The sequence below is a fragment of the Woronichinia naegeliana WA131 genome, from assembly GCA_025370055.1.
GTDB lineage: Bacteria > Cyanobacteriota > Cyanobacteriia > Cyanobacteriales > Microcystaceae > Woronichinia > Woronichinia naegeliana.
On record CP073041.1, the window covers coordinates 4,420,920 to 4,433,737 of the forward strand.

At 42.9% G+C, this 12,818-nt stretch carries 11 protein-coding genes and 1 pseudogene; 9 read left to right on the top strand and 3 right to left on the bottom strand.

Annotated features, from left to right (window positions below):
• Nucleotides 1-47: 47 nt before the first annotated feature.
• Complete coding sequence (gene hemH, locus KA717_22285) at nt 48-1,211, bottom strand: ferrochelatase (protein UXE58742.1); 1,164 nt, start codon at nt 1,209-1,211, stop codon at nt 48-50.
• 112 nt (nt 1,212-1,323) lie between these two features.
• Between hemH and KA717_22290 the strand changes: the two are divergent.
• From KA717_22290 to KA717_22300, 3 genes and pseudogenes are all read left to right on the top strand, one after another.
• Nucleotides 1,324-1,590: pseudogene (locus KA717_22290) on the top strand (class I SAM-dependent methyltransferase).
• Between the two features lie 200 nt (nt 1,591-1,790).
• The gene (locus KA717_22295) at nt 1,791-3,407 is read left to right on the top strand and encodes an IS1634 family transposase (protein ID UXE58743.1); all 1,617 of its coding nucleotides are present in this window, start codon (nt 1,791-1,793) and stop codon (nt 3,405-3,407) included.
• A gap of 289 nt (nt 3,408-3,696) precedes the next feature.
• Nucleotides 3,697-4,758 carry a hypothetical protein gene (locus KA717_22300; GenBank protein ID UXE58744.1) on the top strand — a complete coding sequence of 354 codons (1,062 nt, stop codon included), beginning with the start codon at nt 3,697-3,699 and terminating at the stop codon, nt 4,756-4,758.
• A gap of 105 nt (nt 4,759-4,863) precedes the next feature.
• Here KA717_22300 and nadB read toward each other — a convergent pair whose 3' ends face one another.
• Complete coding sequence (nadB, locus tag KA717_22305) at nt 4,864-6,519, bottom strand: L-aspartate oxidase (protein ID UXE58745.1); 1,656 nt, start codon at nt 6,517-6,519, stop codon at nt 4,864-4,866.
• Between the two features lie 205 nt (nt 6,520-6,724).
• Between nadB and KA717_22310 the strand changes: the two genes are divergently transcribed.
• The 6 genes from KA717_22310 (at nt 6,725) to KA717_22335 (ending at nt 10,619) form a co-directional block, all read left to right on the top strand.
• A complete protein-coding gene (locus KA717_22310; protein UXE58746.1) occupies nt 6,725-7,042 on the top strand; it encodes a metalloregulator ArsR/SmtB family transcription factor in 318 nt (105 codons plus the stop codon).
• A gap of 92 nt (nt 7,043-7,134) precedes the next feature.
• Nucleotides 7,135-8,190, top strand: coding sequence for an ACR3 family arsenite efflux transporter (gene arsB / locus KA717_22315; GenBank protein ID UXE58747.1), 1,056 nt, complete (start codon nt 7,135-7,137; stop codon nt 8,188-8,190).
• Between the two features lie 66 nt (nt 8,191-8,256).
• On the top strand, nt 8,257-8,586 hold the full coding sequence (locus KA717_22320) for a metalloregulator ArsR/SmtB family transcription factor (protein UXE58748.1): 330 nt from the start codon (nt 8,257-8,259) through the stop codon (nt 8,584-8,586).
• 118 nt (nt 8,587-8,704) lie between these two features.
• Entirely contained in the window at nt 8,705-9,418 is a 714-nt protein-coding gene (locus KA717_22325) for an aquaporin (GenBank protein UXE58749.1), read from the top strand.
• A 174-nt stretch (nt 9,419-9,592) separates the two neighbouring features.
• Nucleotides 9,593-9,982: an arsenate reductase, glutathione/glutaredoxin type gene (gene arsC / locus KA717_22330; GenBank protein UXE58750.1), complete on the top strand. Its 390-nt coding sequence runs from the start codon at nt 9,593-9,595 to the stop codon at nt 9,980-9,982.
• A 385-nt stretch (nt 9,983-10,367) separates the two neighbouring features.
• Nucleotides 10,368-10,619 (top strand): hypothetical protein, encoded by a 252-nt coding sequence (locus KA717_22335; protein ID UXE58751.1) that lies wholly within the window; start codon nt 10,368-10,370, stop codon nt 10,617-10,619.
• Nucleotides 10,620-10,892: 273 nt separating this feature from the next.
• Here the strand turns inward: KA717_22335 and KA717_22340 are convergent, their stop codons facing one another.
• Nucleotides 10,893-12,710 (bottom strand): hypothetical protein, encoded by a 1,818-nt coding sequence (locus tag KA717_22340; protein ID UXE58752.1) that lies wholly within the window; start codon nt 12,708-12,710, stop codon nt 10,893-10,895.
• Nucleotides 12,711-12,818: the final 108 nt, after the last annotated feature.

The following is a 12,818-nucleotide window of genomic DNA, read 5'->3' on the forward strand; positions in this document are numbered from 1 at the left end:
CAGTTTATAGCCAAACCCTGAGCCACAAAAATTGCAGTAACAATTTCCTAGAGTAAGCCGACGAAATGAAGCGGGCCACGGCCACTAATCAGTTCAATTAACAAAGCAATAAAACCCAGCATGGCTAAACGGCCATTCCAGACTTCAGCCGCCGTCGTTAGTCCCCATTCCCAACGCTCCTGGGGATACATCTTCATATTTTTCTTGGGATGAGCAACACAGTCAAAGGTACAAGAGGGGTTCGCCAAGGCCGAATCCACCATTTGTGCGAGGGCATCAATAAAGAGAGGATGGGTATTCAGGGCTGGAACCCGTTGAAAATTATGGATACCTGCCTCCTCTGCCACTTCCCGATACTCGATATCAATTTCCTGTAAGGTTTCGATATGTTCTGAGACAAAACTGATGGGAACCACGAGGAGATTCTCAATGCCCTGTTCTCCTAATTCCTGTAGGGCATCTTCTGTATAGGGTTTGAGCCATTCTACGGGACCGACCCGACTTTGATAGGCCAGGGTATAAGCATTGGGACGGTTGAGGGTTTGCATGATCAAACGAGTGCAGGCCTCAATTTCCTGTTGGTAGGGATCTCCTGCTTCATCTACATAACTTTGGGGTACTCCGTGAGCACTAAAGAAAATATGGGCATCGTCAGGGTGGGGAAATTTGGGAAGTTCCTGAGCAATTAAATCTGCCATCGCTCGGAGATAGCCAGGGTGGTCGTACCAGGACGGTACAAGGGTATAGTCCACTTGACGGAGGCTTGGATCTTGATTCCACATTTCTTCCAACACCCGAAAACTAGAACCACTAGTACTAATGGAAAAGTGAGGATAGAGGGGCAGAACAACTAAGCGTTGAATGCGATCGCGTTTAATCTGGGCAATAGCCTCTTCAGTAAAGGGGTGCCAATAACGCATCCCAATATAAATTTTGGCATCCTGACCAATTTCTGTTAGACGCTGCTCTAAGGCTTCTCCCTGGGCTTCCGTAATTTGCAACAAAGGAGAACCACCACCAATCTGTTCGTAATTGGCTTGAGACTTACTAGCCCGTAGAGTAGAGATCAGCCAAGCTAGGGGTTTTTGCAACCAGGGAAAAGGAAGCCGAATAATTTCTGGATCGGAAAAGAGATTAAATAGAAAGGGACGGACATCCTCAAGTTTCTCTGGCCCCCCTAAATTGAGCAGCAATACCCCAACACGACCCATAGCTTTATATTAATGAGAAAGTTTTTCAGATTCTTTACCAAGTGTAACAATTATAGGGGAAAAAGCGAGGAGATTTCCTAACGAACCTCACAATTCAAGAAGGACTGTATCAATGGCAACGATTTTTAGAATCTGGAGCTATCAATATCCCTGGTTATATGCGATCATCTCTCGGTTAGCAACCCTGGGTGTGGGCGGCGAAAACCGTTTCCATCAATTACCGTTACAGGGCTTAACCTTGAACCCTGAGACCTGCATACTCGATCTCTGCTGTGGTGGTGGCCAAGCCACTCAGTTTTTAGTTCAAAAATCTCAAAAAGTAACAGGTTTAGATGCCTCTCCAGTGGCCTTAAAAAGAGCCGCCCTGATCGTACCGCAAGGGGGATCAATCCGCACTTACGCAGGAGGTCTAATGAAGGTGTTTTTCTGTTATAAATCCCACATTCCGCAGGTTGTCGAAGAGGAACACTAGTTCACGCGAGCTAGTATCGGTACTTGTGCATTGATTTCGGGCAAGGATAAAAAATGTCAATAAAGTTCTAAAATGGAGTCTTGTCTTAGATAGAATCAACAGTAAAAATGAATAACCTAAATATTAAAGACCTCGACCACTTAGGAATCGTAGCGGGAATTATAGATGAAATGGGTTTAGTAGAAATTATCGATGAGGAAGTGGGAACTCATCCTCAAGAAAAGCTCAGTGTAGGTACAATAGTAAAAGCAATGATATTAAACTGCTTAGGATGTATCAATGCTCCGTTATATTTGTTTAGTGAATTTTTTAAAGGAAAAGCATTAGAACACCTATTAGGAGAAGGAATAAAAGCAGAAGATTTAAATGATGACAAGCTAGGAAGGTCATTGGATAAGGTATTTGGAGTGGGGGTAAAAAACCGGTTCACGAAAATAGTCCTAAAAGCGGCAGCAATCTTTGGAATAGAACAAAAGTCAAAGCATTTAGACTCAACCTCAATGTCTGTACAAGGGAAGTATAAGGAAAGGATAGAAGATGAGGAAGACGAGCAGACAAAAGCCATAAAAATAAAATTTGGTTATTCCAGAGATAAACGACCAGACCTAAAACAGTTTATGTTAAATATGATATGTAGTGGAGATGGTGGTGTCCCTCTCTTTATGCAATTAGGAGATGGCAATGAATCGGATAAAAAGGTGTTTCCCCAGATAATCAAAGACTGTCAAGAAAGGTTGAATATGGAAGGTTTATCGGTGATTGATGGAGCTTTTTATACGGCGGAAAATGTGGGCATGGCGAGGTCAATTCAATGGTTAAGTCGTGTCCCTCTGACTCTGAAAGAAGCCACTGAGACTTTGGCAAGTATATCAGAAGACCAATGGCAGCAGGGTGAACAGGACGGTTATCGTTGGCAAGTGAGGGCTTCGGAATATGGGGGTGAACAGCAACGATGGCTTGTGGTCGAAAGTGCTCAACGTCTCCAGTCCGATAATAAAGCTATAAGTCAAAAAATTGAGAAAGCCGATAAAGTTGTCAAAAAAGAATGGCAGAAACTTTGTGGACAGAATTTTGCTTGTGAGGCCGATGCTCTTACTGAGGCTCAACTCTGGCCAAAAACCTTGACTTATCATCAACTCAGTCAAGTTGAGGTTCAGACTATTCCTTACTATGCCAAGGGAGGAAGACCGAAACAAGGGGCTACCCCTCTCGGTTTTCATTACCGCTTAACTGGGCAATTAAGCCTTGGTTCCTCTTGCTTGCAAGCCGCATCTAAACGGGCTGGACGTTTTATTTTAGCTACTAATGTTCTTGATTCTCAGGTTTTGAGTCCCGACCAGATGTTGGCTGAATATAAGGCTCAACAAAACACCGAGCGCGGCTTTCGCTTTCTCAAAGACCCTTTCTTTTTTGCCTCTGCTCTTTTTCTCAAGAATCCTCAACGCATTATGGCTTTGATGATGATTATGGTTGTCTCTTTATTGGTTTATACTTTGGCACAACGTCGCCTACGACAGGCTTTGGCTCTTGCCCATCAGACTATTCCTAATCAAAAGGGTAAACCGACCGCCATTCCCACTCTGCTTTGGGTCTTTCAGTCTTTTCTGTTTATCCGTTGGTTAGAGATTGACGGCATTCAAACTATCGTTAATTTGACCTCCAAACACAAACATATTCTTTCCTTTCTTGGCTCTTCATGTCAAAAGTACTACTTTGTCTCTTGACTTACCTGCGGAATGTGGGATAAATGGTTTTGGGCACAAGCCTTCATTGGTGTCAACTTAAGCCAAAAGCCTTACTAAATAAGGATCGTAGGATGGATTATGCGATGCTAACCCATCATCAATCAACGATTAATCAAGCGTTATAGTTTCTAATCCTCCGAAATAAGGCTCAACGGCTCGTCATCAAACGGTTCCAAAGCCTTAATTAGCAAGAGTTACACGTTAAGTTGACACGGATGGCAAGCCTTGCGCCCCTACGGTTAAACTAATTTAAAACAAGATTGTCAATATGAGTACAGACCCAATTTTAGCCGCGATCGCCGATTTAGTTTCCCTAGAGGGAGGTCTTGCTGAATTAGAAGAAGAACAAACCTTAAATATTTTACTCACTAAAAATATTGCTAAAGCCCTAGAACTGCCCGAAGAAGTTTCCCTTTCTACCCAGATTGATAATCCTAATAGTTTGTTTGTAACTTATCATTCAGACTTATTACAAAAGTTCTCTAACTTATTAGGAACTAGAGGCCTAGTTGCCAGCTTAGGAGTGCAATTCACGGGTCATTTTAAAAACAGTGGCTTTGACAAAATGGTATTGCAAAAAATTATTCCCCACAATGGTTTAATTAAATTTGTAGAAGCAAAACGGCAAAATACCCCCTATCTTTGGTGTCATGTTGCCTATACCGCTGAAGCCGATGAGAAAAGAATTGGCATGATTTCTTTTTTTGTTAATGGTTTAACAGGGGTTGCTCCCGTCGAGATTGGGGACGCATTACTTTGGCAAAGCGATCGCATTGCTATTGATCCTCAATATCAACCCCAGATTATTTCTATCGAAGAATTAACCCCAATTATTGAGAAAATTTCTGGTAATATGATTACTGAAAATCTCCATCATTGGTCGGCAAAATTAGCGAGGGCCAAGGCAAGAGATGAAGAAAGACTAAGAGCCTATTATGGAACTATTAGCAGTGAAATTAATCGGAAAATTATGACCAAACAGTTAGTAGATGAAGCCAAGGAAAAGGAAGAACTACGTTTAGCCGCCACTGAAGGAGAATTAGAAAGAAAATTAGCGGATTTGGAACAACGTTATGCGATGCAGATAGAAGCGAATTTGTATAGTGCAATGGTCATTTATTTGCCCACAGTCCATGTGCAGTGTGAACTAACTCGCAAAAAAGCCAAGCGCATGATTACAGCCATTTGGAATCCTTTTACTAAAATTATTGAACCGCTCCGTTGTGAGTTGTCAGGTGAGACAATTTATGATTTTTATTTGGATGAAAAAGAAGCAAAAATGATTGCCCCTAGCTATTGGGAAAACAGTGGTATGGGTAAACGAAAATAGAATGTTTGATAATAGAGAGATCGCACTGTCATCAACCAAACCGACAGATCCGCGATCGCTCTTTGGATTAGGGGTTAAAATAGGCATAAAAATTGTCGTCTAACTTCAAAGAAAATGAATTGCTCCTGTTTGCCAGCGATCGCCGTTAATCAAAGTGTGAACTTGCCATTCGGGTGAGGTTTCAGGATAATCCAAACGGTAATGGCCGCCACGACTTTCTTGCCGAAAAAGAGCACTTTTTAAAATCAGATAGGCAATATCCAAGAGATTGCGAGTTTCTGACCAGGTACGCAGCTTTTCTTCCTCTAGATTTTCCAATAATTGCACCGTTTGACCCTTAGGAATCGTCGTTAAATATTGACTACTGGGAAGTTGTTCAAAAATTTGTCGCCATGCTTCTACTTCCGCGATCGCGGTTTCTAGATGGGATTGAGTTCGACAAATGCCCGCCGAATGCCACATTAAAACCGGTAAAGATTGACGCAATTGTTGAATTGTCGCCCAATCCGATGACCAATCTTCTGTACAAATAATTGGGGGAAGAGAAATCGATGGCTGCGAGACTGGAGGTAAGTCAATCTGAGTTAATTGAGAAGCAAAAACAATACATTCCAACAGGGAATTACTGGCTAAACGATTAGCTCCATGAACTCCGGTACTGGTTGTTTCACCGATCCCATAGAGACCGGTAATCGAGGTGCGACAATCGAGAGCCGTGCGGATTCCTCCCATCCAATAATGGGCTGCTGGGGCCACTGGAATTTGCAGTTCGGTTAAAATATCGATGCCCCATCCCAGACAACGTTTGATAATGTTGGGAAAACGTCGTTGAATGCGTTCCGGTTCAATGGGACTAAGATCCAAATAAACTTTTGCGGTTGTGGGATCGGTTTCCGTAGCTTCCAAATGCTGAAAAATCGCCCGACTCACCACATCCCTGGGGGCTAATTCTCCCTTCGGATGGTAACGAAAGGCAAAGCGATCGCCGACCCGATCCAATAAATGCGCTCCTTCTCCCCGAACCGCTTCACTAATCAAAAAATGAGGCACCCCAGGTTTCGTTAAGGCCGTGGGATGAAATTGAAAAAATTCTAAATCCTGTAAAATTGCTCCCGCCCGCCAAGCCAAGGCCACCCCATCTCCTGTACTAACTGCCGGATTGGTCGTTTGCACAAACACCTGGCCGCCGCCCCCTGTGGCCAAAAGCACCGCCCTTGCCGATAGCCACCGCACCTGATTTTGGTAAAGCAGACTAATGCCCTGACAAGTTTGGGTTTCAGGATCACAGTCTAAACCAAGGGCGATCGCCTGGGAAAAAATTTGAATATGGGGACAGGCCAAGACTTTATCCATTAAGACACTAACAATGGCCCGGCCCGTTGTATCGGCGGCATGGAGCACCCTGGGTTGAGAATGGGCTGCCTCTAGGGTTAAGGCTAAATCTGAACCATGACGGTCAAAGCTGACCCCTAAATTGACGAGATCTTGAATGGCCTGGGGAGCGTGTTCAACTAAAAACTGTACCGCTTGAGGTTCACAAAGTCCGGCACCAGCTTCAAGCGTATCCTGACAGTGAAATTGAGGCGAATCGGTTGGGGCGATCGCGGCAGCAATGCCTCCCTGGGCCCAATCACTGGCCCCCGTTTTCAATTTGGCTTTGGTGATTAAAGCAATACGAAGGGAAGCGGGTAAACACAAGGTTGCATACAGCCCCGCAGCCCCAGAACCGACGACAATCACATCAAAGTCCGTTTCAATCATTCATGCAAGTCCAGTTTTAAAATAATGAGTCTTATGGGCAAAGAAAAAAGGCTAATCTTCCTAGGATACTGCAAATAAGCCTGAGCGATAATGCTCAATGATCTTCTTCGCCAGAATGAGGGAATATTTGCTCTCAAGTTTGTTTCATTCGTTAAGCTAGAATCATTCTTTCTTTCTGGATCAGTCAATCCATCAAGATTATTTGATGAATACTTCTGTGACGCTTGCCCCCCCAACTATTCAAGCGGGTTTCCATGCCCTTTCCGATCCCTGGCGACTGCAAATTATTGAGCTACTGCGATCGCAGGAATTATGTGTGTGTGAACTGATGGAAAAACTGGAAATCAGTCAGTCTAAGCTCTCCTTTCACCTCAAAATCCTCAAGGAAGCGGGGCTAGTTCAGACTCGTCAAGAGGGGCGTTGGATCTATTACCGTTTAAATCTGGCTCAATTTGTCCTGATGGAAGAGTATTTTGCTAATTTGCGGCGTTATAGTCCGATTTTGCCGGGCCGTTCTTGTTGAGACTGGGAGATTGGGAGACTGGGAGATTGGGAGATTGACAAATCAATTTTTTTTGATATGTTGGAGGTGGCAACTTTATTGTTTTAGCTGTTATGACCACAGAAGCGGTGATTCGTCGTTTATCATGGCTAGATCGTTTGCTCACACTCTGGATCTTTCTGGCAATGGCGATCGGGGTGAGTTGGGGCTACTTTTTCCCAGGCATTGAAGGTTTTATTAACCAATTTCAAGTTGGAACCACTAATATCCCCATTGCGATCGGTTTAATTTTGATGATGTTTCCTCCCTTAGCCAAAGTGCGTTATGAAGAACTGGGAGATGTTTTTCGGAATGGGAAAGTTTTAATACTGTCTTTATTACAAACCTGGTTAATTGCACCCATTTTGATGTTTACCTTAGCAACGCTATTCCTTCACAATTACCCAGAATATATGACGGGTTTAATACTAGTCGGTATTGCCCCCTGTATTGCAATGGTGATTGTTTGGAGTGAATTGGCCAGGGGAGATGCGGAATTTACCGCCGGACTAGTTGCCTTTAACAGCATTTTTCAAGTTCTTTTTTATAGCGTTTATGCCTGGTTTTTTATCTCTGTTTTGCCACCTTTATTTGGCTTACAGGGGAGTGTTGTTAATATCAGCATTGCAGAAGTTGCAAAAAGTGTTTTTGTCTATCTCGGTATTCCCTTTCTGGCTGGCTTTTTTACACGCTACTTTTTACTCAAAGTGAAGGGAAGACAATGGTATTACAATTTCTTTATTCCCAAAATTAGTCCGATTACCCTCATTGCCTTACTGTTTACCATTTTAATTATGTTTAGCTTGAAAGGTAGTCTGATTGTCCAGATTCCCTTGGATGTGGTTCGCATTGCCATTCCCTTGATTATCTATTTTACGATTATGTTTTTTGCCAGCTTTTATATGGCTTGGAAAATTAAAGCTAATTATGCTCAAGCTGCCAGTGTGGCCTTTACCGCCGCAGGTAATAATTTTGAATTAGCGATCGCCGTAGCTATTTCAGTCTTTGGGATCAACTCTGGAGCCGCCTTTGCTGCCGTGATTGGCCCCTTGGTAGAAGTTCCCGTTTTGATTAGTTTAGTGAATGTTTCCCTTAGTCTTAAAAAACGTCTCTGGGCAAACAGTCTCTAACTTGTTTAAGGGTTAAATTTTTAACAACCGAAATCGGCTCTGACTTCAATACTTCAACTTTATTTGATGAAAACAACTTTCCCTCATCCATCCATCGAAATTATTTCTAGTTTCCATGCCCTGTCCGATCCCCTACGGATTGGGGTGATAGAACTACTGCGATCGCAAGAATTATGTGTTTGCGAATTGTGTGAACAGCTAGAAACGTCTCAATCCAAGTTATCTTTTCACCTAAAAACCTTAAAAGAAGCGGGTTTTCTTCGTTCCCGTCAGCAAGGACGCTGGATCTATTACAGCCTTAACCTAGCTCAATTTTTGGCTCTCGAAGAATATCTGGCAGAATATCGACGATTTAGTCCCGTTTTACCTGCTCGCTCCTGTCCAGAGCCAAATTAACCCACCAATTTTTCAAGGTATATTTTTCTTTTTGCACACCATCCCCTCTTGACAAATCAATTTTTTTTGAAATAATAAGAAAAGAAAAAAACCTTATTTTATTTAGTTTGTGTCTAGTATGACCCAACGAACCCTCCAGGTTTTCAGACAGCAATTTAGGGAAATCCTAGCAGAAGCTTTGGGAACTTTTATCCTTGTTTTTGCGGGAACGGGGGCAATTATGACCCATGAAATTAGTGAAGGAGCGATTACCCATTTAGGCATTAGTTTTGTTTTTGGGGCGGTCGTAACTGCCTTGATTTACGGACTGGGGCATATTAGTCAAGCTCATTTTAATCCTGCTGTCACCCTAGCTTTTTGGTCGAGTGGTTTTTTCCCAAGAAATCGAGTTTTTTCCTATATTTTGGCTCAATGCTTTGGTGCGATCGCGGCTTCTCTGACGCTTTTACTTTCCTTGGGCAAAGTCGGTAATTTAGGTGCGACAGTTCCTTTAGAGGGTAATTGGCTACAATCCTTGATTTTAGAGACGATTTTAACCTTTATTCTCATGTTGGTGATTTTAGGCTCAGGCTTAGACCGACGCGCACCATTGGGTTTTGCTGGTTTAGCGATCGGTTTAACCGTTGCCCTAGAAGCCGCTTTTATGGGGCCAATTACAGGAGCAAGCATGAATCCCGCCCGATCTCTTGGGCCAGCCTTGGTTAGTGGAGTCTGGGAAGCCCATTGGATTTACTGGATCGCACCAATTTTGGGAGCGCAATTAGCCGTCATCGTTTATCGAGTTTTATCTAATGATTTTCGAGATTTTCAGGGAAAAGAACAATGGTCGTAAACACAGGTTTTGAGGAAGATTGTAGGGGCGAATTGTGGTCAGTGAGTTTATCGAACTGCGTTCGCTCATTATATGCAATAAATCTATTGTTCCAGTTTCCAGAGAACAAAAAAAATCAGTAATTAATTGCTGATGGTTCGTATTAAATTCAGTTCACTTTATCCCCTAAAAATCATGAAAAAAGTCATGTTTGTCTGTAAAAAAAATTCCGCCCGCTCCCAAATGGCCGAGGGCTTTGCCAAGGTGTTAGGAAAAGGTCAAATTGAAGTTACCAGTTCAGGTTTAGAAGCCAGTCAAGTTCGACCAGAAGCGATCGCTACCATGAAAGATATTGGTATTGATATTACGGATCAAACCTCCAAAGCCTTGGCAGACTTTAACCCAGAGGATTTTGACATTGTTATTTCTCTCTGTGGGTGCGGCGTAAATCTACCCGAAGCATGGCTACTGCGCGATGGGTTTGAAGATTGGCAATTGGATGATCCCGCCGAACGCCCTGAAATCTTTTCAAGGGTACGGGATGAAGTGAAAGAGCGAGTCATTCAGTTAGTTAGGGCTTGCTGAAAAAGTCCACAAAACGAACCTAGATGCCACAGGGCGCGAAAAATGGTGACTTCAGAGATCAGTTTCCAGTTTTACCTCACATTTTTCCAGCAAAGTGCATGGATTTTGAGCCTCCAAATGCCATAACCTTGCATCTGATCGTTTGTAAAATGCCTGAAAGTATTGTCTAGCAAGGATTTCATCCTTATTCAGCAAGCCCTAGTTAAGGTTGTATCATCTTCCCAATTCCCTCCTTCAAAAGCGATCGCCTCTCTCTACTTTCTCCTTCAAAAGTGATCGCCTTTCCGAGTCTTTACGATCAAATAGCGTGCGCGAAGCGTGCCTTTGGCATCGCAGATAATCCATTAAAATAGAGGAAACCAAGAATAACAAAGGTAAATAATCTATGGCAACCACCGCAGATGACGTATGGCGACTTCTCGCTGAATTAACGACTGCCCAAAAGGAAACTGACCTACAACTTAAGGAGGTTAGTCAGGCACAGAAGGAAACCGATCGCCAACAAAAGGAGACTGATCGCCAACTCAAGGAATTGGGTAAACAAACCGATCGCTGCCGATCGCTGCCCATGCTGCCAATGAGGTTTAAGTATTGGGTTTTAGGAAGAAGAATTGGAAGTTGGTGTTGCATCGAGTAATAACCATTGGTCGGCGATCGCCACAGACTTGATCCATAATATTGTCTAAGTTATTTTGGGCTGAATTTATACTGATTGCGTTCATGTTGATTACGGATTTGAAGTAGTCTTAAGTCTAGCACGGGGGAAAAAGGGCAAGAAAAAAGGCAAACCAAGGTCTGCCAATGGATTTAATAATTAATTTTTAGGAAGAAGAATTAATTTTGGTGGTGCGTGAGATGCACCCTACAGGCTACTAGATCGCACTAAAAGGGACTAAGCATAAGGGACAGGTTAGTTTACTTGAACACGCTTCCATGCAGTTGGTGAACCGCCAAGATTATAGGTTGTGTAAGAAGAATCGGGAAGAGTGACATCTAAACCCGTTGTATTAAAGAGTGCTTGCCACACTTTTCCGTCGCCTCCAATTTCAATGGATTTAGCCCATAAGGCCCCAGCAACATCTTCTGTACCACCCATCAGGGCATTTGCGTTGGGGGCAAACACAAAACCATAGAATGAACCATTGCCTCCTAATCGAACACTTTGTGTCTGAGTAGTTGTATTTTTAGCATGGGCATTCGCATTACTACCACTAGCAAAACCATTATCTGTCGCATAAACGTACAACTGAAGGGCTGAAGGGGCAGAAACTAATCCAACATTGCCGCCAGCACCAATGTCTAAATAGCCTGCTGGAGCAATATAGATTTGGGTATTAGTTCCAGATAGAGGCTCAAAATTACCACTTCCACCGAGTATCATGCTACCGCCAAGGTAGAACTTGAATTTCTCTTGTCCCGATATGCCTAGTGTTACACCATCGTTTGAGCTAATATCAATTGACTTACCTTCTGCATTACCGGGCTTACTTGAACAAACAACGTAAACGTATGTTGCATTTAGCTGTGGTGGATTAGCACTTCCGTACTGCTTTCCCGTCGTATCATAGTCATCTTTCCTTGGAAATACTGCGGGAACACTTTTACCCTTGCTATCTGTTTGTCCTGAGTAAGGACACGAAAGAGCATTTGCTGTCTGGGGGGTACCTGTTGTTGAAGGAGCCGCATAAGTTCCACCATTCGGGAGTGACGGAAACCCCTGTTTTCGAAGCTTCATAATACCTGCATTTGTCTTTTGATATAAATTATCATTTCCTGCTCCCGTATTTTTTTTCGTAGAAGTGACTACTAAAGGGGAATCAGGTACTTTTTCTATATAAGTGGAGGTTTCAGAGATCGGGGTCGTGGTAGAAATTGATTTAGCATTAGTGAGACACTGCGATGAATCACGAACATTGGAATAAATACTGACCTTATTTATCTTAAAATCTCTTGCCCATAGACCTGGAAAACCCGAACCTGAACCACTACCACTACTAGCAGAATTTGGGGAGGCAGGAATTGTAATCTCTATGCGAGCTTTACCTGTATTGACATTTTCTGTAGCAGTAGTTTCTGTACCAGTTTGATTAGCCCGACCCTCAACGATCAATTTAGCAGATCCTGAAGTGGTAGAAGTAATACCAGTTGGTATGTAGCTCACTAAACGATATTGACCTGTTCCATTTGGCAAATCTTTCCAGCCAATATTGCTACCAGTCGTGGCAGATTTTGCCCAGTCAGCAATACTACTCGAAGAATCAGTCTGATAATTAGATGGTAAATTTGCACTGGAGCTAGAACTATCACAAGAGGTAGAAGTAGAAGTAGTAGAAGGGCTGGGTGCAATATTAGGAATTGATGTTGTCGAAGCCGTACTTGCTGTCTGGCCTACACCATACCAACTTTGCGCTGAAGCCGTATCACTACAAGCTCCCGTTGTTGCATCCTGAGTTACACAAGCAGAATAGGGAATGAGTCCGCGATTATTATTTAAAAAGTCCACATAGCGAGTGGCCCCAGCTTCAGCAATGGCCATTGCCTTATTACTGGTTGTTTGGGAAATAACATTAGATTGATCACTTTGGGCGCGAATAATCATGGTTGCACCGACAACGAGAATGACCATTCCCACCATCAGAGCCATTGGTAAAGCAAAACCGCGATCAGAGCCAATTTTCTGACGGCTTAAATTGGCAAGAAAAAATAGTTTTAAACGAGCATTTATCATAATAGAAATACCTTTCCCCTTAGTCCATAACTATAGTTAATCTACCCAAAAAGCGATCGGCAGTGATCTCAGTCACAGCTAAAAAATTTTTGAGAGCTGGATTAGCCA